Below are 21,437 nucleotides of genomic sequence, written 5' to 3'. Positions count from 1 at the left end.
TATCATCGGGTGGCCGGGTCGTCCCGGCTAGTGACCTTGGCTAGGAACCGGGCCGTCCCGGTCGGGTCGAATGAGAGAAGCCTCGCCCGCCTTGCGGGGGGGCCAGATGGTTATGTCCTTGGTGATACTGGCGCCGTAGCGCAACTTTTCCTCCGGCCGGTCGCGCGGTCGCTCGAAGGCAACGACCCGCGTCGCCAGCGTGAAAGCCTCGCGCATGTCATGCGTGACCATGACCACGGTCATCGGCGCGCCGTGCCAGAGGCGCTTCATCAACACATGGATCTCGGCCCGGATGCCCGGATCGAGCGCACCGAAGGGTTCGTCGAGCAGCAGGACCTTGGGTCGCATGACCAGCGCCTGGGCAAGCGCAAGCCGCTGCTGCATGCCCCCGGAAAGCTGGGCCGGATATTTGTCTTCGGAACCCGAAAGGCCGACGGCTGCAATCATCGCAAGGGCCTCATCGACCGCCTGTCGCCGTACCGCGCCGAATAGCCTCGCACTCAGGCGCGCCGCCCTGAGCTCCTTGCCGAGCAGCACATTGCCAAGCACGGTCAGGTGCGGAAACACCGAATAGCGCTGGAAGACGACGCCGCGATCCGGCCCCGGCTCCGCCGGCAAAGGCTCGCCGTCGAGAAGGATCCTGCCACGGGTCGGACGCTCCTGGCCAAGCAGCATGCGCAGGAACGTGGTCTTGCCGCAGCCGGATGGACCGACCAGTGCCACGAAGGCGCGAGAAGCAATGTCGATCGACACGTTCTCCAGCACGATCTGGTCGCCATATTCCTTCCAGACGTCCTTGATGCTGATCGCGCTCATGCCTGCTTCTCCAGCTCCGACCAGGGGAAGACAGCGACGCGCAGGCGGTCGAGCAGGTAGTCGGTCAACACGGCAAGCAGCGTGATCCACAGCACGTAGGGAAAGATCACATCCATCGCCAGATAGCGGCGAACCAGGAAGATGCGGTAACCGAGACCACTATCGGACGAAATCGCCTCTGCTGCGATCAGGAACAGCCATGCGGGCCCAAGCTGCAGGCGCAGGCAGGTCAAAAGCCGTGGCAGGATCTGCGGCAGCACGACACGCAAGGCGATCTGCCAGGAATTGCCGCCCAGCGTTTCGGCCTTGATGATCTGTTCGCGCGGCAACTCCAGCGCTTTCAGCGCCAGATCGCGGATCATGATCGGCGCGACCCCGATGACGATCAACGTCACCTTGGAGGCTTCGCCAAGTCCCATCACGATGAACAGGATCGGCAGCAGAGCCAAAGGCGGCACCATCGAGACCGCCGCGACAAATGGCGCCAGCAGCGCACGCAGATATGGCAGCATGCCGATCAGCATGCCGATGATCAGCGCAATCAGCGTCGAGATGCCGAGCCCGGCAGACAGGCGCAGCAGGCTCGCCACAGTATCGGCCCAGAGAATGTAGTCGCCCGTGCGCGGATCGGCGACAAAGGCCAGCCGATTGATCGCCTCGGCAAATCCGGCAAAGCCAGGCAGAAGCTTGTCATTGGCATTGTCCGCCAGCCGCGCCGCCGAACCCATGGCATAGGCGATCAGCACAAGGGCGAAAGGCGCAAGCGTCAGCGCCAGACGGGCGCCATTGCTCGGCCGTGCATTGATCCAGCGCATCGGGAAACCTCCATCGAAGACAGCCAGGGGCCGGGCGATAATTGCCCGGCCTCGCTGAAATCAGAGCGCGCCCTTGGCGGCTGCATCCATGTAGGTGGCGGTGAAGCGGAACTTGACGTTCTCCTTGTCGCCAAGCACCGAGCCGTCCGGCATTTCGATGCCGATCACGTCGGCCGAAGCAGCACCGCTGCCGAGCAGACCCTTTTCGAACAGGAAGGCCCGCACAAGGTCCATGGTCTTCGACAGATCCGGCGATGTGGTGAAGGCCACCGCATCGGCTGCCTTGTCGAACAGCTTGGTTGCCGCCATCTGGCTTTCGAAGCCGGCAAGATCAGTCCCGGAGGCAGCACCCATTGCGGTCCGCGCCGCCTTGCCTTCATCCGTGTCGGCGGTCATCACGGCCATGGTGTCGTACCAGATGCCGGCAAGCGCCTTGCCGAAATCGGGATTATCCTTGAGCACATCGGAATTGGCGACCATCAGGTCGATGATCTCGCCGGGGATCTGCGAACTGTCGAACACCTTCTTGGCCGACGGATCCTCCATGATGCTGGCGACCAGCGGGTTCCAGGTCACGACAGCGTTGACGTCGTCGGCCTTGTAGGCGCCGACCATGTCGGCATCCGAAGTATTGACCACCTTCACGTCACGCTCCGAGGAACCAATGGTCTCGAGCGCGCGCGCCAGCAGGTAGTGCGACACGGAAAACTCGACCAGATTGACGTTCGAACCCTTGATATCCTCGAGCTTGTCTTTGCCCTTCAGGATGACCGCGTCATTGCCGCTGGAAAAATCACCGACGATGACGGCAGTCGTATCCACGCCACCGGCAGCCGGGATCGACAGGCCGTCCATATTGGTCAGCGTGACCGCATCGAAGGCGCCGGCAGTGTATTGGTTCATCGACTCAACATAGTCGTTGAACTGTGTCACCTCGATATTGATGCCGTATTTGTCGGCCCACTTCTTCACGATGCCCTTGTCGTTGGCATAGCCCCATGGCATCCAGCCGACATAGATCGACCAGGCAACCTTGAAATCCTTCTTCGCTTCGGCCTGCGCCGGACCAAGACCGGACAGCGCGATCGCTGATGTCAACGCGGCGATGGAAAGAAGCTTCGAAAAAGTCTGCATTGAAATTCCCCTTTTTGTTTTGTCCAAAAAGGGATCGGCATAGACCAGCGCCGCCAATCCCTTGGCTAACGAGGTCTCCCGGGCTTTTATCCCGCCGTGCATCCGACAAGGATGTCTCCCCTGCCGGTGGCAGCTCTCGGACCAGCATGCGTGAATGCACCGGAACCCTAGCCACCAACTCAAGCAAAAACAAGCAATCCGCGTGCCATACGGAAAAACCATATGAAATCAACGAAATGACACGCCGCTAACTTCCCACCGATTTCAATGTGCATACATTTTGGATAAATTCGGCATATCAAGCCCAGTTTTTGAGCACGCGTTCGATGCCCTGCATCGATCCAACAGCCTTTCCCGAACTGTCATCGCCTGTCATGGGGACAATTTTCCTGCCCGCGCGAAAAAGACTTGTGCTAGCGATTTCGTCGCTCTTTTACCACCGACACCCGGGATCCCCGCGCACCATGACCAGCTTCGACTTCGACACCGTCCACGACCGCAAACACACCGGCAGCAAGAAGTGGGCGCTCTACGGCGACGACATTCTGCCGATGTGGATTGCGGACATGGATTTCGCCGCACCGCCCCCGGTGATCGATGCGATGAAAAAGCGGATGGACCATCCGTTCTTCGGCTATTGCCTGCCGCAGGACGAGGTTCGGTCGCGGATCGTCGCCGATATGGACGAAAAATACGGCTGGCAGATTGCGGCCGACGATATCATCTTCCTGCCCGGCGTCGAAGCGGGCTTCAACATGGCTCTGAATTCGGAACTTGAAGCAGGCGAAGGACTGCTGATCCAGACGCCGATCTACAATCCGATCCTGACCGCCCACAAGCACTGGGGCCTGACATCTGTCGAGGCGCCGCTGATGCCGAGTCAGGCCGGCTATGTCATCGATGAACAAGCCCTGGAATCAGGCTTCGCCCGTTCGAAAGCCTTCCTCTTCTGCAATCCGCATAATCCGACCGGCAAAGTCTTCACGGCCACGGAACTGGCCCTGATTGCCGATGCCTGCATTCGCCACGACCTGCTGCTGATTTCCGATGAGATCCATTGCGAGCTTGTCTTTGACGGCCGTAAGCACATTCCGATCGCCTCCCTGTCTCCGGAGATTGCCAGGCGGACCGTGACCCTGATGTCGGCCAGCAAGACCTACAATATCGCCGGTCTTAAGACTTCCTTCGCCGTCATCCAGGACCCTGCGCTTCGCCAGCGGGTCAACGCCGCCCGAAGCGGCCTGGTCGACAGCGTCAATGTTTTCGGCTTGCAAGCGACATTGGCCGCTTACGAAAGCGCAGATGAATGGCGGAGACAGTTGATCGCCTATCTCGAAGGTAACCGCGACTACCTGCAGGCCGAGATCGCCCGCCGCTTCCCCAAGATCCGGATGATTGCCGCCGAAAGCACCTATCTCGCCTGGCTGGATTGCTCGGCACTCGATCTCGCGGATGCACCACAGCGCTTCTTCCTCGACAAGGGCAAGGTGGCATTCAGTGCCGGCTCGGATTTCGGGGCGGATTACGGCCAGTATCTGCGCATCAATTTCGGGTGCCCGCGTTCGCTGATCACCGAAGGTCTCGAGCGAATGGAAGCGGCGCTGAAGAGCTGAATTGCAGCCCTCTCTGCCGTAACACTACCGGAGCAATGCCATGGCGCAATCATGCGCGATCGTGTCGAGCATGGCATTGCGGGCGCCCGCCTCGTCGCCGTATTCGATGCGCATGACCAGGGCGCGGTGCTTGTCGAGAAACGGCAGAAGCGCTTCTTCGTCCGGTTGCTGCACCAACCGCTGATAGGCGAAGGCATGCGACAGTTCGATCACGCCGTAGAGCGCCCGCAAAAACGGATTATGTGCGGCGTCCGCGATGATCCGGTGCAGTTCGAAATCGGCCAGGACAAAATTCTGCGCCGAGGAAAGCGACGTCTCCATCTGCCGGATCCAGTAGAGCATCAGGCGGATCTGGTCGGCAGAACGACGCTTGGCGGCCTGGCCTGCTGCCAGCGGCTCCAGCGCCCGGCGGACCTCCTGCATGCCGATGAGGAACTCCTCGTCGGCCGGCGCCTCGAGATGCCAGGCCAGCACCTGGGGGTCGTACAGGTTCCACCGGTTCCTCTGCGAAACCTTGGTCCCGACCTTGGGGCGCGCCTCCAGCAGACCCTTGGCCTCGAGCGTTTTCAAGGCCTCGCGCAGGACTGTGCGGGAGACCTCGAAATCGGCCATCAGCTCGGCATCATTCGGCAGCACGGAGCCTATCGCATAGCGACCGGAGATAACGCCGGCGCCGATTTCATTGATCACATGCGAATGGAAGTTTCGTGCCGTCGACCGCCCGGACAGGGAGCGAAGAAGGCTCCCCGGCTCACTCATGCGGGGCCTTTCTTCAATCGCGAACGTCCGGATTGCGCGCTGAAGACAAGCTTCTGAAGCAGGATGAACATAAACAGCAGGAACCCGATGGCAATTTTGGTCCACCAACTGGAGAGCGTGCCGTCAAAGACGATATAGGTCTGGACGAGGCCCTGCAGCATGACCCCGATCAGGGTTCCAAAAATAAACCCGTAACCGCCCGTCAACAGGGTCCCGCCTATCACCACGGCTGCAATCGAGTCAAGTTCGATGCCGACGGCTGCCAGGGGATACCCGGCCGATGTATAGAGCGAGTAGACGATGCCCGCCAGACCGCCGAGGAACGATGACAGCGCATAGATGCCAATCGTCACATGCCCGGTTGGAACGCCCATCAGCGAGGCTGAGGTCGCATTGCCACCGATCGCGTAGACATAGGAACCGAAGCGGGTCTTGTGCGCGATCAGGCCACAGATCACGAACGTCGCCAGCATCAGCATGCCGATGAAGCTCAACCGCCCGCCGCCTGGAAGCTTGAAATAGAGCGTCGAGATTGTCCGGTAGAACTCGTGGTCGATCGGGATCGAATCCTGGGTCAGCACCGAAGCGAGACCACGGGCGAGAAACATGCCGGCCAGCGTGACGATGAACGGCGGCACCTGCAGGAAATGAATGACCGCTCCCATGCCGGCGCCGAACGATGCCGCCAAGACCAGAACGATGGCGAAGACCAGAAGCGGATGCAGGCCGAGCCAGGAAATCAGGATGGCCGTCACCACGCCGGTCAGGCCAATGATCGCACCGACGGAGAGGTCGATGCCACCGGACAGGATGACAAAAGTGGCACCGACGGCGGCAATGCCGAGAAAGGCATTGTCCGTCAGAAAGTTGCCGAACACCCGGGTCGACCACATGCCCGGATATTGGAAGATGCACAGCGCGTAAGCGATGATGAAGATAAGCGTGGTGGCAGCGAGCGGGCGATAGCGCGGGTTCATCGTGTCTGTTCCGAAGTCTGTCTGGGGCCGAACTTGCGACCGAGGGCTTGGGCGATGCGCGCCGACTGCAGGACGAGGATGATGATGATCATGCCGGCCTTGACGATGAGGTTGAACTCGGGCGGGAAACCGGAAACGAGAACACCGGTGTTCATTGCCTGGATGATCACAGCCCCGAGCACCGACATCGGGATCGAGAAACGCCCGCCGAGCAGCGACGTACCACCGATGACCACGGCGAGGATCGCGTCGAGTTCAAGCCAGAGACCGGCATTGTTGGCATCAGCGCCCCGAATGTCGGCGGCTGCGATGATCCCGGCGATCGCCGCGCAGAAGCCGCCAAACGCATAGATGCACATCATCAACGCCCGACTGCGAAGGCCGGTATAATTGGCCGCCGAAAGATTGGTGCCGATCGCCTCGATAAAAAGCCCGATCGCAGTGCGGCGCATGACGATATGCGCGATGATCATCAGAACGATCGCGATCACTGCCGGCATGGGAAGCCCGAGCACCGATCCCGTGCCGACAAAGATCAGAGCGGGATCGGAGAAAGTAACGATCGACCCCTCGGTGATCAGCTGCGCCACACCGCGTCCGGCGACCATCAGCACCAGCGTCGCGACAAAGGGCTGAATGCCGAGATAGGCGACGAGCGCACCATTCCACAGACCGCAGACGATACCGCAGGCAAGTGCGGCGGCAAGGATGACGATGAGTGGTTGCCCGGCGACAGCAAAGGTCGCGGCCACGGCGCCGGCCACTGCCATTACCGCGCCGACGGAGAGGTCGACCCCCTTCGTCGCGATGATCGCCGTCATACCGATGGCAAGGATGGCCACCGGTGCACCGCGATTGATCACGTCGATCATGCTGCCAAACAGGCGGCCATCTTTCCAGGTGACGTCGAAGAAGCCCGGAAAGACGATCCAGTTGAACAGCAGCACACCGGCAAGCGCCAGCAGTTGCGGCGAAATGATACGGGAAAATTGCAGTCTTTTCATGCCTCGGCCTCCGCCGGCTGGGCGGCAATTGTCTGGACGATCACGCCCGGAGTGATGTCGGCGCCATGCAGTTCGGCGACCATCTTGCGGTCGCGCATCACCACCACGCGCGAGGAATAGCTGACGATTTCGTCGAGTTCGGACGAGATGACGACAAGCGCCAGGCCGTCTTCGCGCAGTCGGGTGATCATGCGGACGATTTCGGCGTGGGCGCCGACATCGATGCCACGCGTCGGCTCGTCGAGGATCAGGAAGCGCGGATCGGTCGCCAGCCAGCGGGCAAGGATGACCTTCTGCTGGTTGCCGCCCGACAGCAGCTTGACCGGCAGTTCGGCAGAGGCTGTTCGGATGTCGAGCGCCTCGATGAAGTTTCCGGCGATCTCGATCTGCTCGTCATGGTTCAGCGCCCGGAACCAGCCGAGACGCGCCTGCATGGCGATGACGATGTTTTCGCGCACCGAAAGTTCACCGAAGATGCCGTCGATCTTGCGATCCTCCGGGCAGAAGCCGAAGCCGAGTTCGACGGCCTCACGCGGATTTTTCACCTGCCGGGACTTGCCGTCGATATGCAGCGTACCGCTATCGGCATGGTCGATACCGAACATAAGCCGCGCCATTTCGGTTCGACCGGAACCGAGAAGTCCTGCAACGCCGACGACTTCGCCCCGGTGGATCTTCAGATCGAACGGCTGCACCTTGCCGGCAAGACCGAAGCTTTCGAAGGTCATCAGCGTTTCGCCGGCAGCCGCCTCTTCACCGAGAAGTTCGGCATGGTGGAAGGCAAGGTCCTTGCCCAGCATCATCCGCACAAGGCTGGCGCGGTCGAGCGACTTGATCGATTCCGTGCCGATCAGGCGACCGTTGCGCAAGACCGTGACGCGGTCGGAAAGCTCGAAGACCTGATCGAGAAAGTGGGTGATGAAAACGATGGCGAGGCCGCGGTCGCGCAATTGCCGGATGATGCTGAAAAGCTTTTCCACCTCGGATCGGTCGAGGCTCGCCGTTGGCTCATCGAGGATCAACACCTTGCCGGAGAGCTCGACGGCACGGGCAATCGCGATGATCTGCTGTATGGCGACCGAAAAGGTCGAAAGTTCTGCCCTGACGTCGATATCAAGGCCATAGGTCGCCAGGATCTGGCGCGCGTCGCGCTCCATCCGGCGTCGGTCCACGATACCGAACCGCCGCGGTTGGCGGCCGATGAAGAGATTGTCGACGACTGTCATGTTCGGCAGCAGGTTCACCTCCTGGTAAACCGTGCCGATGCCCAGTACCTGGGCCTGTTGCGGGGTCGAGAAGCTGACGGTTTCGCCATCAACGGTAATGACCCCGGAATCCGCGATATAGGCCCCGGTCAAAATCTTGATCAGTGTGGACTTGCCAGCGCCGTTTTCGCCGAGCAGTGCATGAACTTCGCCCTTGTGGAATGCGATATCCACGCCGCTCAAGGCTGTGTGATTGCCGAATGTCTTGGTGATGCCCTGGGCTTCGAGCACGACCCCCGATACTGCTGTCATGTGATTCCGTCACCCCTCGAATGCATGCAGGCTAACCCCGATTGCACTCGGGTGAAAGCGGAGACGGCCCCGCTGCCTTTTGGGCAGACAGGGCCGTTCCAGGAGGAGCTTAGTAGCCCAGACCCTTGCGGCTGTCGTATTCGCCCTGCGGATTGTCGGCAGGCGTATAGAGCTTCGATTCCGTGATGATGAACTTCTCCGGCGCCTTGCCATCCTTGAGGAAGGCAGCCAGCGCGTCGAAGGCGGGACCGGCCATGTTCGGGGTCAGTTCGACGGTGGCATTGGCTTCACCGGCAACCATGGCGGCGAAGATGTCCGGAACGGCGTCGATCGAGGCAACGAGGATATCGGTACCTGGCTTCAGGCCCGCGTCCTTGATCGCCTGGATGCCACCGACGGCCATGTCATCGTTATGGGCATACATGGCGCAAATGTCCTTGCCGCCATTTTCTGCCTTGATGAAGCCTTCCATGACTTCCTTGCCCTTAGCGCGGGTAAAGTCGCCGGTCTGGCTGCGTGCGATGGTGATGTTGGCATGACCGGCAAGCGCTTCTTCGAAGCCCTTCTTGCGGTTGATCGCCGGCGTCGAGCCGACGGTGCCCTGCAGTTCAACGACCTTGCATGGCTTGTCGCCAACGGCCTTGACCAGCCATTCGCCGGCAACGCGGCCTTCCTTGACCTGGTCGGATGCGACCGACGTCAGGTAGAGATCCTGCGGTGCATCGACGCCACGGTCGAGCAGGATGACCGGAATATTGGCTTCCTTGGCTTCAGTCAGCACGTCTTCCCAGCCGGTGGCAACCACCGGAGCAACGAGGATCGCGTCAACGCCCTGGGCGATGAAACCGCGAAGCGCCTTGATCTGGTTTTCCTGCTTCTGCTGTGCATCGGCGAATTTCAGCGTGATGCCACGCTTTTCTGCTTCCTGCTTGGTCACCGACGTTTCCGCCGCGCGCCAGCCGGATTCCGAACCGATCTGGGAAAAGCCGACGGTCAGATCGGCAGCCATGGCTGATGTGCAGCCGAGTGCAATCACGCTTGCGCTGAGCGCAAGCTTACGAAGAATGTTCATGATGTCCTCCCTGAGAAAGACACCGCCTCCACGGTGTCTGGCATTATGCTTAGGCAAGACAAAAGCATCTGTAAAGTGAAAAAGTACTATTATATGGTGTGCACTGCAGCATAAAACGCTGCATTGCAACACAGAACTGCCGAGACCGCATTGCAGCATAATATTGTGCTGCAACAAGCTGTTAGTCTACACGAGACGGCCTGATGCGCAACGTTTTCTCGTTTAAGGCGAAGGATCAGCCTTCAAGCAACCAGCCACCATGATCGCCCCTCACCAGCCGCGGCGTTTGAAACACGCTCAACACGGCATTCGACCAATCCCGACCGGCAAGGGTCAGGTGATCCCGCCAGCGCATGCTCTGCGCCATGGCGACGCCGAGCGCTACCGGCTCCACGCCGCAGGCGGTCAGGAGTTCAAGGCCGGCACGCATGGAACTGCCGCTTGAGACGACGTCGTCGATCAGCACAACACGCTTGCCTTCGATCAACGGCAGCATGCGAGGATCGACATAAAGGCGCTTGACCTGATCCGGGGTGGTGATCGACGTCAGCGAAACGGACAGGTCATCGACATACCAGAACTTGCGCGACGTGCCGAGCGGAACGTAGCGGGAATGGCCCAATGCACGAGACACAGCCGCCGCAAGCGTCAGACCCAAGGTTGGAAGCCCGATGATCACATCCGCGTTCAGGTGCTTCAGCTTTTCAGCCAGTGCCGCAGCCAGGGCGTCCTGCACAACAAAACCCGCCTGATTGATGATCAGGGACGCAAGTCCATGCCGCCCATCTGCCAACGCGCGGATCGGCAGACGAAGCTGCCGACCGTCGCCGAGTGAAGCCGGAAAGAAGTCGGCAAAGGGACCCTCGCCCGGAAAAGAACCCGGCGGATGGAACTCCTGCCAGAAATTATGAGGCTGCATCTATCATCTCCATCTTGGCATCTGTCGAACATCAGTCGAATACTGTGATGTGGCCTGCCAGCCGAGCGGTTTTCGTTCAACTTTTCGGACATTTCCTTTATGCAGGTTGGAGCGGTGGACAACCATCCGTCGCATGCCATTTCAAAGGGATATGCCCAGCTTCATGTCGCCCGATCCGAAATTTACCGCTGACCTCGCCCGACTGACCGAACTGCGGCACGATCTGCATGCCCATCCGGAACTGGGTTTTGAAGAAGATCGCACCAGCGACATCGTCGCGCGCATCCTGGAGGACGCAGGTATCGCCATCCATCGCGGTCTCGGCAGGACCGGCGTGGTCGGCACACTGCAGATCGGCAACGGCACAAGACGCATCGGCCTGCGCGCCGACATGGATGCCCTCGCCATGCCGGAGACGGCAGAGCGCCCGTATAAATCGACGGTTCCCGGCAAGATGCATGCATGCGGCCATGATGGACACACGGTCATGCTGCTGGGTGCCGCCCTTCACCTTGCCCGCAGCCGCAATTTTTCCGGCACGGTGCATTTCATCTTCCAGCCCGCAGAAGAGGGCCGCGGCGGTGCGCGGCGTATGGTCGAGGACGGCCTTTTCGATCTTTTCCCTTGCGATGCCGTCTATGCCCTGCACAACATGCCGGGCCTCGCTGTCGACGAAATGGCAGTCGTGGAAGGGCCGCAGCTTGCATCCTCCGACAGCTGGCACGTGACCTTGCGCGGTACCGGAACCCACGGCGCCAAGCCGCATCTCGGGCGCGATCCGATCACGGCGATGGGCACGTTTCTCAGCGCACTGCAGACCATTCCAGGCCGCGTGGTGGATCCACTGCAGCCATCAGTCGTCAGCGCCTGTTCGATCCGCGCCGGTGATCCCAAGGCATTGAATGTCATCCCTGATATCGTTGAGATCGGCGGCACGGCCCGTGCCTATACACCCGAGGTCCGCGACCAGCTCGAGACCGAAATCGGCCGGCTCGCCCGTGGTACGGCGGAAATGTACAGCATCGCCGCCGACTACCATTTCGAGCGTCGCATACCGCCGGTGGTCAACAATGCCGAAGCGACAGCAAGAGCGCTTGCCGCTGCAAGATTGGTCTTCGGCGACAAGACCCGCACCGCCTTTCCGCCATCGACGGCGGGAGATGATTTCGCCTTTTTCGGCGCCGCTGTGCCGGGCTGTTATGCCTGGCTCGGCAACGGCCCTGCGGTCGACGGCGCCCTGCATCACAACACGGCTTACGACTTCAACGACGACGCCATTCCCTATGGCATCGCCTATTGGTCGACACTGGTCGAGCAGGAACTGAACGCCAGCTAGAGAAAATCCAGCAGAAGTGGGAACCGGCTTTGCGTCCGGAATTGCGTAAAAACAAACAGATAGAGCATTGAAGGCGACACCGTTTTCGCCGGCAAGGCTCAGAGTTCTGCGAGAACCGGGCTTTCCAGCAGCTTGCCGGTCAGCACGTCTGCAATGCCACGGTCCGTCTGATGCGGACCGGCGTTGCAGGCAAGCGTTGCCCCGAAACAGGCCTTGAAGATGAGATAGGGCGGCTGCCAGGTCACTATCCGGTCCATTGCCGCCCGCAACGCGCGGAATTCCCCCGCCACGTCAGCAAGCGGCGCATCCGAGACGAGCCCGGCCAAGGGGAGCGGCAGCAGCGCATCGACCACGCCCTTGGACACGACGACCATGCCGCCGCCCGCCTCGATCAGGGCATTGGCGGCGATTGCCATATCCTCGGGATTGGAACCGAAGACCGTCAGATTGTGGCTGTCATGCGAAACGGTCGTGGCGAAAGCACCGCGCCACTGTCCCCAGCCGGTCAGAAAACCGACGCGCGGCCGGCTGTCGGCGAGCCCATGCCGATGCGCAACCGCAATCAGCGTCGCATCCTCCGGCGGCACGACGAAACCGTCGCGCACGTCCGTGTCGCGCTCGCCCCATTGGGTAAACCGTGGCCGTTCGATGGTGGCGACCTTGACCTTCCTCGCGGTGGACGCAATCCGGAAATCGTCGGCCGTCAGCGGCGCGATCTTCATTGTCTTGGTCAGTGCCGCAACCGACAGGGCCTTCGGCTGCTTGAGCAAGCGACCCTCAAGTGCCACCGGTTCACCATTGGCCAGCACATGACGTGCACGAAAATCCTTGAGGTCTTCGAACAGCACGATATCTGCGCGGCGACCCGCAGCGATCAGGCCGAGATCGCTGCGTCCCAGCCTTTGCGCCGCATTCAGCGTCGCCGCCCTCAGCGCCCATTCCGGCCTGAGACCGTAGCGTACCACGCGGCGCACGACATCATCGAGACCGCCGCCCTGCTCAAGATCGTCGGGAAAAACATCGTCGGTGCACAGGGTCACCGTCTGCGGCAGATGACCGAGGGCGTTCAGGGCCTCGACGAATTCCGGCAGCAGATGATCATGCGAGCCGCGCATCTCGATCGCCAGACCTGCCCGCAGTTTCGCAATGAGATCTTCGGCCGAGGTCAGCTCATGGTCGGAGCTGACGCCCGCCGCCATGAAGGCATTGAGGTCTGCGCCGGCAAGACCGCGTGCATGGCCAAACACCGGCTTTCCGGCGTCCAGACCCGCCTGAATGACGGCGCTCATGCGCGCATCGCGCTCGATCACGCCGCGCATGTTCATCATTTCCGCAATGCCGCCGATGGCGGGATCGGCCAGCAGGTCGGCGATGAGACCGCCATCGAAATCGGCACCGGCCTGCTCCAGCCCAGGCGCTGAAGGCACGCAGGACGGCGCAAGCATCACCACCCGGAGCGGCAGATCCCTGGATGCCTCCAGCGCCCACTCGACGCCTTTTAGTCCGAGAACATTGCCGAACTCGTGTGGATCCCAGACAATGGTTGTCACCCCGCGCGGGACAACCGCCCCGGCATAGGTTGCCGGCGTCACCATCGAACTTTCGATATGCATGTGCATGTCGATCAGGCCGGGCGAAAGATAAAGCCCGGCTGCATCGACAACCTCCACGGCATCGGTGCGGGTGCCCGGCGCGTGCACGCTGGCGATCAGGGGGCCGACAAGGCCGACATCGGCCAAGCGCCGTTCGCCGGTAACCATGTCGACAACGGTGCCGCCGATGATCAGCCGATCGAATGCACCATCGCCCCGCGCAGCGGCAACGCCGCGGCTGCGCAACGCGGAACTGTTGAGATCGGCCGGTTCATGCCTGGAAGCGGTCATCGGGACGCCTCGAAGGCAAGCGCGTCGAGAATGACAGACTTCAACCGGTCACGGTCGCTGTCAATGGCCAGGCGAGCGTTGAAGGTCGCATGGCTGGCCCGGTGTTCGACGACTGTGCGGCCGCGCGTCACTGTCCCGGCGAGCTCCATCTGCAAGCCGACAGGCTGCCATGTCACGAGATCCGGGTGGACAAACGCGGCCGCCGCCGCAGGGTCGTAAAGCGCCATGGCCTTTCGGCCTCTGCTTGTTGCGATGGCAATGAAACCACCGAACAGGTCCGCCAGCAGCGGCGCATTGCGACCCCCGAACCCGCGAAGATGATCAGCCTCTTCGGGTAAACTCAGGATCTGACGACAAAAATCGAGATCAATCACGTTCAGCGACACCCCTTGAGCAAGAACGATGGCCACCGCCTCCGGATCCGCAAGCGCATTGAACTCGGCGGACGCCGTGTGGTTGCCACGGGTGGCACCGCCGCCCATCCAGGTCAGGTCGCCGATCTTCGCGACAAGATCGGGGCGTGCAAGAACAAGCGCCGCGATATTGCTTAAGGGGCCGAGCGCCAGGATCCGGCGCGGCGTGTCGCCCGCTTCCAGCCAGCGCACCAGGGCGTCAAAAGCCCGTTCGCCCTGGACGGGGTCCATCACCGGTAGCGCCAGCCCAAGCGTCGGGATGCCGGTGTTGCCGAGGATCGCCTGCGCCGTCTCCATGGGGCCAAGCACCGGACGGTCGCGGCCGATCGAAACCGGATATCGCCAACCGAACACCGAACACGCCGCAGCCGTATTCCGGCGCACCTGCTCCATCGGCGTGTTGCCGAACACCAGGGAAATGCCGTCAATCTCCAGCCCCGACCGCGCCACCGTCAGGATGGCGGCGATATCGTCGAAGCCCATGTCGGTATCGATCCAGATCCCCATGGTCAGGCAAACCGCGTAAGTCGAGCGGCCTTGTCGACCGGCAGATCAAAGGCGATTTGCTGTCCTGGAAGGAACGCCTGGCGAGCAGCATCCGTCTCCGCCTTGATCCATCCGATCGGCGTTTCAAGCACATATTCACGGCTACTGCCGGCAAAGGAGGTTCCCCGGATTATCCCGGTAAACGGTCCGCCCCCAAGCGGGACCGCCCCCGGTCGCCAGGCCAGACCGGCGGCATCCGGAACCCCAGCGCCAAGGGCAATTTCCTTGGCGCCCACCATCAGCTTGCCATCGCGCAGTTCGAAAATATTCTCGAAGCCGACAAAGTCCGCGACGAACCGCGAAACCGGCGCATTGTAGATTTCCTCCGGCGTGCCGATCTGCTCGATCGCGCCGTTCTTCATCACCACGATCCGGTCGGCCAGCGCCAACGCCTCGACCTGGTCATGGGTGACGAAGATCATCGTCACACCGGTCTCGCGCTGCACGCGCTGCAATTCGGTGCGCATTTCAAGCCGAAGTCGCGCATCAAGGTTCGAGAGCGGTTCGTCGAGCAATAGCACCTTCGGCTCCATCACCATCGAACGCGCCAATGCTACGCGCTGCTGTTGGCCGCCGGAAAGCTCGGGAGGCTTGCGGCCGGCAAAATCCGCAAGGCCGACCGATTTGAGGCCGCCGCGAACCTTGTCTTCAAGTTCTGCACCGCGCATGCCCTTCAGCTTCAGACCGAAGGCGACATTCTCGAACACCGTCAGATGCGGGAACAGCGCATAGGACTGGAACACCAGACCAACGGCACGCTTGTTGGCCGGCACCCGGGTGATGTCGACGCCGTCCAGCATGATGCGTCCGCTACTCGGGTTCAGCAGGCCGGCGATCGACCGCATGGTCGTCGTCTTGCCGCAACCGGACGGCCCCAGCAGCGCCAGCAGCTCGCCCTTGCGGATCTTGAGATCGAGATCCTTGACCGCAGGCGTCTTGCCGTAACGCAACGTCAGCTTGTCGAGTGTCAGAAAATCTTGGTCAGACATAGCGGGAGAACCCCAGAAAACGCTCGGCAAGGAAAACGATGCCGATGGAGAGGAAGGCAAGCAGCGACGAGAGCGCTGCGATGGATGGGTCGAAGACGATTTCCATGTAGCCGAGCATGTCGATCGGCAGGGTGCGCACGCCCGGTCCCGACAGGAACAGTGAGACCGGCACCTGATTGAAGCTGGTGACGAAGCCGAGGATGAAGGCCGAAAGAATGCCGCCACGGATATTGGGCATGACGACACGGAAGAAGGCGCCCAGCCTGGTGGAGCCGAGCAGCACCGCCGCTTCCTCGATGTCGGAGCGCAGATTGTTCAGGCTGGCCGAGACGACACGCACCGCATAGGGGAGAACCAGTGCCGTGTGCGCGAGAAACAAGGCCAGCGTGATGTTGATCTGGAACGGCACGACGAAGTAGCGCAGCAGCGCCAGGCCAACGATAATGCCGGGCACGATGATCGGCGCGGACACCACGGTTTTCACCGTTTCGGAAAATGGCAGCTGGTAACGCGACATGGCATAGGCGGCCGGAATGCCGAGCACCAGGGCGGCACCTGTGCCGCCGATTGCAAGAAACATCGACGTGACGAAGCTTTCGCGGAAGCTCTCGACCGTGAAGACCTTGACGATCCACTTGAGCGAAAATCCCTGCGGCGGAAAGGCCAACGTATCGCCGGCAGAGAAGGATGCGGCAACGATGATCAGGAACGGCCCGATCAGGAAGATCATCAGCAGGCCAAGCGTGACCCAGGTAAACAGGCGCTGGGTCATGCGCGGTTCCTTGCGGTGGCCAGGCGCTTGAGCAACAGGTTTGCGGCAAAGCTCATGACGATCAGGATGAAGGCGATGACGCTGGCGGCAACAAAGTCGTTGGCGACCGTCACGCGCTGGTAGAGCAGAGTTTCAAGCATGAGAACCTTGGAGCCGCCCAGGATTGCGGGCGTGATATAGGCGGTCATCGAACCGGTGAAGACGAGCGTTCCGCCGATGACAAGGCCTTCCTTCGTCAGCGGCAGGATGATTTTCCAGAACACCTGAAACCAGTTTGTACCGAGCACGCGGGCAGCCGGCACGGCATCGCGCGGCATGTTTTCAAGCGCGCTGACCAGCGACAGGATCATCAATGGCAGGAAGAGCTGAAGCAGGCCGATGAACACGGCCGTCTCGGTAAACAGCAGCCGGATCGGCGTCTCGGACAGGCCAAGCCCGGTGATGAACTCGTTGACGATACCCGTGCGGCCCAGGATGACGATCCAGGCATAGGTGCGCGCCACCGGCGAAATCATCAACGGCAAAACCACGAGGCCGACCATGCGGCCCTTGCCTTCCGGCGGAAGGCTGACGATCGCATAGGCAGCAGCATAGCCGATCACGGCGGACACGACTGTCAGGATGGCGCCGAGACGCAGGGTGCGCAGGAAAACCGTACGGTTCAACGGTTCCGAAAAGAAGCTGGTGAAAGCAGACAGTGTCCAGCCTTCGGTATTACGGAAGCCTTCTGACAGAAGCAGAATGACGGGCACAAGGAACACGACAGCGGCGAAAATCGCTGCCGGCAATGCAAGCACCAGGGCTTCCTTACGGTTCTGAAACATGGACTGAGCTTTCAGCACGAAGGATGATCAAGCGGGATGCGATGGCGAGCCGAAGCTTGTCCACCGCACCCCTTGCCTTGGGAGGCATTCATATGGGCCGGATGTTACTGTCCGACCTTGGCATTCCATTCCGAAAGCCAGGCATCACGGTTGTCGAGGGCGGCCGCCGACGGAATGAGCGTCAGGCTCTTGGCTGTTTCCTGCCCATAGGTCAGGTTCTCCGCGATCTCGTCCGAAACCTTGACGTCAGCATTGGCCGGGCTGTCGACCAGCTGTTCGGCGAGCTTTGTCTGGATTTCGGTCGAGAGCCAGAAATCCATGAATTCAAGCGCCAGATCCTGGTTCTTCGAACCCTTGGCGAGCACCATGACGTTCATGCCGCCGGTCTGGCCTTCTTTCGGCGTTGCCCAGGCGAGCGGCAGATCGAGCTTGTTGAACGGTGCCCAGGTGAAACGGCCGATCGGCGCGGCCCAGATTTCTTCCTGCTGCATCAACTGCACAAGCTGCGAGGACTTGACGTAGAAGGTGACGAGTTCGTCCTTCTTTTCGCCAACGGCGGCGATCGGGGTCTTCAGATCGGCCGCATCGTTGCCCAGCGCCTTGCCGAGCATGAACAGTGACGGCGGGCCCTGATTGGTGGTGACGTTCGGGAAGGCGACATGGCCGACATTTTCCGGCTTCAGCAGGTCGGCCCAGCTGTCGATCTTCATCTTGTCGGTGCGGTAGACGATGGAGGTCGCATAGAAGGTGTAGCCGACACTCATGCCGTCGCCGTTCGGATCCTTGGCGATATCGTAGAGCTTGCCGTAGTTCGACAGCTTCGACGTATCGATCTTCTCGATCAGATCCTTGCGCGACGCAGACAGCGCATCCGCCATCGAGACGACGGCCATGTCGACGACCGGGTTGGCCTTGTTGGCCTCCATCTTGGCCAGACGCTCAACGCTGTTGCCGGTTTCGACCACCAGCTTGCAGCCACATTTGGCTTCAAACGGATCGTAGACGATCGCCTTGAACTCGTCCTGTGCCAGCGCATACACCGAAATCGTCAGCGTCTTTTCCTGAGCCTGGGCAGCACCCATGGTCAGCATCAGCGCAGTTGCCGATGCCAGCATTGTCTTATTGATCATCTGTGTTCTCCTTCTGGGGGGATGATGATGCAACGCGCTCTTCCACCGGAGCGGTCGTCTGTCGCACCACCAATTGCATCGGCACTTTTTTGATATCCGCCGAAACCACGCTGCCGTTCGTGGTATCGGGGCTGGAAGCTGTTGTCGGCTCGCCCAGAATGGCGCGGGCGAGCGCTCCGACGGCGATTTCTGCGATTGTCGCCATGTCCATGCGGATGCTTGTCAGGCTCGGCGTCACCACCGACGACCAGACCAGATCGTCGAAGCCGGCAACACTGACATCCTCCGGCACCTTGACGCCGGCCCGCTGCAATTCGGTGAGCGCACGCAAGGCATGAAGGTCCGAGACGGACGCTATGGCGGTTAGGCCTTTTGCCACCTTATCGGCCAGCCCGAGCGTGCAGCCCTTGCCATTCTTTTCTTCGAGTGTCTCGATCCAGACCACCTCGGCGCTGGCGCCGGCGGGAACGCGGGATTTCATCCCCCCGATCCGGTCGTTCTGCACGATCGATGCCGGGTTGTTGCCGATCAGCAGGAACTTGCGATGCCCGAGTGCGGCCAGATAATCGATCAGGATCTGCCCGCCCTGCCAGTGATCCGCCGACACGGTATTGCCTGGAGTCGATGGGCTGTCGATGACCGCGATAGGGCAACCGACATCGGCAATGCGCGTGCCCCGCCGCGGTACGATCACGATACCGTCGACACCACGCTCGATCAGTCGATTGATCGCTTCGGTCTGCATCGCGACATCCCCACGGGAATCGGCGATCAGCACACCATAGCCGGCTTCGCTTGCGGCAAAATCGATCGCCTGGGCAATCTGTGGAAACAGCGGATTGGCGATATCCGGCAGCACGAGCCCGAGAACACCGGTGCGGCCGGTGCGAAGCGCCCTGCCCGCCTGGCTCGGCACATAACCCAGCTCCGCCGCCTTGGTCCGCACACGTGCAATCAGTTCAGGAGACACCCTGCCTTTGCCCGACAGCGCATTGGACACAGTCGCCACAGACACGCCGAGGGCTTCGGCAATGTGCGCAAGGCTCGATCCGGGGCGGGCTATGGCCAAGAGATTGTCCAGCAGCGTGATTAAACGTTTAATCAACTTAACCCAGATCACCTACCTTGTCCATCCGAGATTACGGGTTTGAAACGACCAGCTTTCCTATGGAAGCTGTCTTGCCGCGCAACCTGCGATCGCCACAGCCATTGTTAAATGTATGCGCTACAGCGGATTTTTTTTGGGCTAAAAAACTTACTTTTGGTTGCAGAGAGGAGTGGCACTATCGGCAATCCGTCACCTCATAAATGAGGGGTCGGCGAGCATTTAAATTTGCGACAGCCGACTGCGGTCAACGGCAACGGCCGAACAAACAGCCACCTTGAGGCTTTCCGAACTGAAAATAAAATTATACAATTACATATAGTTAGATGGAAATTATTGGGAAGAACGCGTGAATTCCACGTTCACATCCGAAATCTGGTGCTCACATCGTATCGAGAAAAGTGAAAAACAACGATGATCAAGCAATACTAGATTTTGACCTCAAGCGTGATTACTATTCACGTCAGACTTTAAACCTCTTTTAACTCTGCTAGTCAAAATTGTGGTAAGGAATCGGATTAAACGGCGCACAAATACACGCCCCGGCTCCAGCGGCTGCATGACGCAACTCGATCCTCGAAATCTGACCAATTAGCTCTTCTCCAGGCGGCATGCCCGATGGCATTTCGCACCGGGATAGTGTGCCCAATTTTTTGCCAGCCCTTCGGCCGGCCGGAGAACCCGTGCGCGTAATTCTAATAGATGACAGCAAGTCTGTGCTCGCAGCGATACAAACATCGCTTCTGGGGCTTGTAGCTCTCCATGTGGAAGCCTTTCTGGATCCTGTGCTGGCACTGGAAGCGTGCAAATCCACGCCGTTCGACCTGGTTCTGGTCGATTACACAATGCCCCGGATGAACGGCGTCGATGTCATTCGTCAACTGCGTGCATGCCCCTCCTATCAGCATGTGCCGATTGTCATGGTGACGTCGGAGACCGAGCGCAGCATCCGCATCGAAGCGATCGAAGCAGGCGCAACCGAGTTTCTTCGCAAGCCTTTCGACGGTGTTGAACTGCGCGCGCGCGTCGCCAATCTGCTCACCTTGCGGCAGGCCCAGCTCGATCTGGCCGATCAGGCAAAAGGTCTGGAAAGGCTGGTGAATAGTGCAACGGCAAAGCTGGCCATCCGTGAAGAGGAAATCATCTGGCGCCTTGCCCGCGCAATCGAATATCGCGACGGCTCCACCGGAGAACATGTCTCGCGGGTCGCCCATATCTGCCGGATGATCTCGGAAGAACTGGGCTTCGACCAGGCCTATTGCCGGATGATCTATCTGGCCGCCCCGCTGCACGATGTCGGCAAGATCGGTATCGCCGACAATATCCTGTCCAAACCTGGCCGCCTGACCGAGGCCGAAATCGCCGAGATGCGGCAGCATGTCCAGATAGGCGTCAGGATTCTGGAAAACGGCACGTCCGACCTGGTGCGTACCGCTGAAAAGATTGCCGGTGGCCATCACGAAAAATGGGATGGAAGCGGTTATCCGAACGGCCTCGTCGGCGACGCAATCCCGATCGAGGCCCGCATTGTCGCCGTCGCAGACGTGTTCGAGGCCCTGTGCAGCGAACGTCCATACAAATCTGCCTGGGCTCCGCAGCAGGCGCTTGGCTATCTCCGCACCGAGAGCGGCAGGCATTTCGATCCAGCCTGCATTGCTGCTTTCGAGCGCCAGTGGCCGGCAATCGAGGCACTCATGACCGGAAGCAATGACCTCGCCGACGCCCGCAGCGCCAAGACCGTCCGTTTGCCTTCCGCAAAGGCGGACGAAAACCCGGAAAAAACAAACGCCATTCACCGAGCTTAGGAAGAGAC

Annotated in this window: 19 protein-coding genes and 1 riboswitch; of the genes, 3 read left to right on the top strand and 16 right to left on the bottom strand. The window is 60.6% G+C overall.

Features of this window, described 5'->3' with window-relative positions; all coding sequences use genetic code 11:
- Window positions 1–27 precede the first annotated feature (27 nt).
- The 3 genes from GVK95_RS11680 to GVK95_RS11670 are packed head-to-tail and all read right to left on the bottom strand — an operon-like array spanning window position 28 to window position 2,765.
- Window positions 28–816, bottom strand: a complete 789-nt coding sequence (locus tag GVK95_RS11680; protein ID WP_159949738.1) for an ABC transporter ATP-binding protein — start codon at window positions 814–816, stop codon at window positions 28–30.
- A complete protein-coding gene (locus GVK95_RS11675; protein WP_159949736.1) occupies window positions 813–1,631 on the bottom strand; it encodes an ABC transporter permease in 819 nt (272 codons plus the stop codon). Before GVK95_RS11675 ends, GVK95_RS11680 begins: the two co-directional genes overlap by 4 nt.
- A 60-nt stretch (window positions 1,632–1,691) precedes the next feature.
- Entirely contained in the window at window positions 1,692–2,765 is a 1,074-nt protein-coding gene (locus GVK95_RS11670) for a putative urea ABC transporter substrate-binding protein (RefSeq protein WP_159949734.1), read from the bottom strand.
- Between the two features lie 73 nt (window positions 2,766–2,838).
- A riboswitch (guanidine-I (ykkC/yxkD leader) is annotated at window positions 2,839–2,947 on the bottom strand.
- Window positions 2,948–3,229: 282 nt separating this feature from the next.
- On the opposite strand from GVK95_RS11670, the gene GVK95_RS11665 reads away from it, so the two are divergent.
- On the top strand, window positions 3,230–4,378 hold the full coding sequence (locus GVK95_RS11665; RefSeq protein WP_159949732.1) for a PatB family C-S lyase: 1,149 nt from the start codon (window positions 3,230–3,232) through the stop codon (window positions 4,376–4,378).
- A gap of 24 nt (window positions 4,379–4,402) precedes the next feature.
- Here the strand turns inward: GVK95_RS11665 and GVK95_RS11660 are convergent, their stop codons facing one another.
- The 6 genes from GVK95_RS11660 to GVK95_RS11635 form a co-directional block, all read right to left on the bottom strand.
- Window positions 4,403–5,137 carry a FadR/GntR family transcriptional regulator gene (locus GVK95_RS11660; RefSeq protein WP_159949730.1) on the bottom strand — a complete coding sequence of 245 codons (735 nt, stop codon included), beginning with the start codon at window positions 5,135–5,137 and terminating at the stop codon, window positions 4,403–4,405.
- Window positions 5,134–6,114, bottom strand: coding sequence for a galactofuranose ABC transporter, permease protein YjfF (yjfF, locus tag GVK95_RS11655; RefSeq protein ID WP_159949728.1), 981 nt, complete (start codon window positions 6,112–6,114; stop codon window positions 5,134–5,136). Before yjfF ends, GVK95_RS11660 begins: the two co-directional genes overlap by 4 nt.
- Window positions 6,111–7,118 carry an ABC transporter permease gene (locus GVK95_RS11650; protein ID WP_159949726.1) on the bottom strand — a complete coding sequence of 336 codons (1,008 nt, stop codon included), beginning with the start codon at window positions 7,116–7,118 and terminating at the stop codon, window positions 6,111–6,113. Before GVK95_RS11650 ends, yjfF begins: the two co-directional genes overlap by 4 nt.
- Window positions 7,115–8,635, bottom strand: coding sequence for a sugar ABC transporter ATP-binding protein (locus tag GVK95_RS11645; protein ID WP_159949724.1), 1,521 nt, complete (start codon window positions 8,633–8,635; stop codon window positions 7,115–7,117). Before GVK95_RS11645 ends, GVK95_RS11650 begins: the two co-directional genes overlap by 4 nt.
- A 109-nt stretch (window positions 8,636–8,744) precedes the next feature.
- Window positions 8,745–9,707 carry a galactofuranose ABC transporter, galactofuranose-binding protein YtfQ gene (gene ytfQ / locus GVK95_RS11640; protein ID WP_159949722.1) on the bottom strand — a complete coding sequence of 321 codons (963 nt, stop codon included), beginning with the start codon at window positions 9,705–9,707 and terminating at the stop codon, window positions 8,745–8,747.
- Between the two features lie 235 nt (window positions 9,708–9,942).
- Window positions 9,943–10,626, bottom strand: coding sequence for a phosphoribosyltransferase (locus GVK95_RS11635; protein ID WP_159949720.1), 684 nt, complete (start codon window positions 10,624–10,626; stop codon window positions 9,943–9,945).
- Window positions 10,627–10,789: 163 nt separating this feature from the next.
- Here GVK95_RS11635 and GVK95_RS11630 point away from each other — a divergent pair, with 163 nt between their 5' ends.
- Window positions 10,790–11,962: a M20 aminoacylase family protein gene (locus tag GVK95_RS11630; protein ID WP_159949718.1), complete on the top strand. Its 1,173-nt coding sequence runs from the start codon at window positions 10,790–10,792 to the stop codon at window positions 11,960–11,962.
- Between the two features lie 98 nt (window positions 11,963–12,060).
- Here GVK95_RS11630 and GVK95_RS11625 read toward each other — a convergent pair whose 3' ends face one another.
- From GVK95_RS11625 to GVK95_RS11595, 7 genes are all read right to left on the bottom strand, one after another.
- Window positions 12,061–13,845: an adenine deaminase gene (locus GVK95_RS11625; RefSeq protein WP_159949716.1), complete on the bottom strand. Its 1,785-nt coding sequence runs from the start codon at window positions 13,843–13,845 to the stop codon at window positions 12,061–12,063.
- Window positions 13,842–14,765 carry a nucleoside hydrolase gene (locus GVK95_RS11620; RefSeq protein WP_159949714.1) on the bottom strand — a complete coding sequence of 308 codons (924 nt, stop codon included), beginning with the start codon at window positions 14,763–14,765 and terminating at the stop codon, window positions 13,842–13,844. Before GVK95_RS11620 ends, GVK95_RS11625 begins: the two co-directional genes overlap by 4 nt.
- A gap of 2 nt (window positions 14,766–14,767) precedes the next feature.
- Window positions 14,768–15,793, bottom strand: coding sequence for an ABC transporter ATP-binding protein (locus GVK95_RS11615; protein ID WP_159949712.1), 1,026 nt, complete (start codon window positions 15,791–15,793; stop codon window positions 14,768–14,770).
- Window positions 15,786–16,565 carry an ABC transporter permease gene (locus tag GVK95_RS11610; protein WP_159949710.1) on the bottom strand — a complete coding sequence of 260 codons (780 nt, stop codon included), beginning with the start codon at window positions 16,563–16,565 and terminating at the stop codon, window positions 15,786–15,788. Before GVK95_RS11610 ends, GVK95_RS11615 begins: the two co-directional genes overlap by 8 nt.
- Entirely contained in the window at window positions 16,562–17,389 is an 828-nt protein-coding gene (locus tag GVK95_RS11605) for an ABC transporter permease (RefSeq protein ID WP_159949708.1), read from the bottom strand. Before GVK95_RS11605 ends, GVK95_RS11610 begins: the two co-directional genes overlap by 4 nt.
- A gap of 104 nt (window positions 17,390–17,493) precedes the next feature.
- Window positions 17,494–18,516: an ABC transporter substrate-binding protein gene (locus tag GVK95_RS11600; RefSeq protein ID WP_159950271.1), complete on the bottom strand. Its 1,023-nt coding sequence runs from the start codon at window positions 18,514–18,516 to the stop codon at window positions 17,494–17,496.
- Window positions 18,509–19,582, bottom strand: a complete 1,074-nt coding sequence (locus tag GVK95_RS11595; RefSeq protein ID WP_159950273.1) for a LacI family DNA-binding transcriptional regulator — start codon at window positions 19,580–19,582, stop codon at window positions 18,509–18,511. The genes GVK95_RS11600 and GVK95_RS11595 overlap by 8 nt, the downstream gene beginning before the upstream one ends.
- Before the next feature lie 725 nt (window positions 19,583–20,307).
- Here GVK95_RS11595 and GVK95_RS11590 point away from each other — a divergent pair.
- Window positions 20,308–21,429 carry an HD domain-containing phosphohydrolase gene (locus GVK95_RS11590; RefSeq protein ID WP_159949706.1) on the top strand — a complete coding sequence of 374 codons (1,122 nt, stop codon included), beginning with the start codon at window positions 20,308–20,310 and terminating at the stop codon, window positions 21,427–21,429.
- Window positions 21,430–21,437 lie beyond the last annotated feature (8 nt).

It is taken from the genome of Rhizobium sp. 18065 (assembly GCF_902706095.1).
Lineage (GTDB): Bacteria > Pseudomonadota > Alphaproteobacteria > Rhizobiales > Rhizobiaceae > Allorhizobium.
This window is presented reverse-complemented; position numbering and strand designations above follow the sequence as displayed.

Excerpts from the sequence above, each read along its gene's own strand:
- GVK95_RS11680 (WP_159949738.1), bottom strand. The coding sequence starts at position 816 with ATGAGCGCGATCAGCATCAAGGACGTCTGGAAGGAATATGGCGACCAG.
- GVK95_RS11675 (WP_159949736.1), bottom strand. The coding sequence starts at position 1,631 with ATGCGCTGGATCAATGCACGGCCGAGCAATGGCGCCCGTCTGGCGCTG.
- GVK95_RS11670 (WP_159949734.1), bottom strand. The coding sequence starts at position 2,765 with ATGCAGACTTTTTCGAAGCTTCTTTCCATCGCCGCGTTGACATCAGCG.
- GVK95_RS11665 (WP_159949732.1), top strand. The coding sequence starts at position 3,230 with ATGACCAGCTTCGACTTCGACACCGTCCACGACCGCAAACACACCGGC.
- GVK95_RS11660 (WP_159949730.1), bottom strand. The coding sequence starts at position 5,137 with ATGAGTGAGCCGGGGAGCCTTCTTCGCTCCCTGTCCGGGCGGTCGACG.
- yjfF (WP_159949728.1), bottom strand. The coding sequence starts at position 6,114 with ATGAACCCGCGCTATCGCCCGCTCGCTGCCACCACGCTTATCTTCATC.
- GVK95_RS11650 (WP_159949726.1), bottom strand. The coding sequence starts at position 7,118 with ATGAAAAGACTGCAATTTTCCCGTATCATTTCGCCGCAACTGCTGGCG.
- GVK95_RS11645 (WP_159949724.1), bottom strand. The coding sequence starts at position 8,635 with ATGACAGCAGTATCGGGGGTCGTGCTCGAAGCCCAGGGCATCACCAAG.
- ytfQ (WP_159949722.1), bottom strand. The coding sequence starts at position 9,707 with ATGAACATTCTTCGTAAGCTTGCGCTCAGCGCAAGCGTGATTGCACTC.
- GVK95_RS11635 (WP_159949720.1), bottom strand. The coding sequence starts at position 10,626 with ATGCAGCCTCATAATTTCTGGCAGGAGTTCCATCCGCCGGGTTCTTTT.
- GVK95_RS11630 (WP_159949718.1), top strand. The coding sequence starts at position 10,790 with ATGTCGCCCGATCCGAAATTTACCGCTGACCTCGCCCGACTGACCGAA.
- GVK95_RS11625 (WP_159949716.1), bottom strand. The coding sequence starts at position 13,845 with ATGACCGCTTCCAGGCATGAACCGGCCGATCTCAACAGTTCCGCGTTG.
- GVK95_RS11620 (WP_159949714.1), bottom strand. The coding sequence starts at position 14,765 with ATGGGGATCTGGATCGATACCGACATGGGCTTCGACGATATCGCCGCC.
- GVK95_RS11615 (WP_159949712.1), bottom strand. The coding sequence starts at position 15,793 with ATGTCTGACCAAGATTTTCTGACACTCGACAAGCTGACGTTGCGTTAC.
- GVK95_RS11610 (WP_159949710.1), bottom strand. The coding sequence starts at position 16,565 with ATGACCCAGCGCCTGTTTACCTGGGTCACGCTTGGCCTGCTGATGATC.
- GVK95_RS11605 (WP_159949708.1), bottom strand. The coding sequence starts at position 17,389 with ATGTTTCAGAACCGTAAGGAAGCCCTGGTGCTTGCATTGCCGGCAGCG.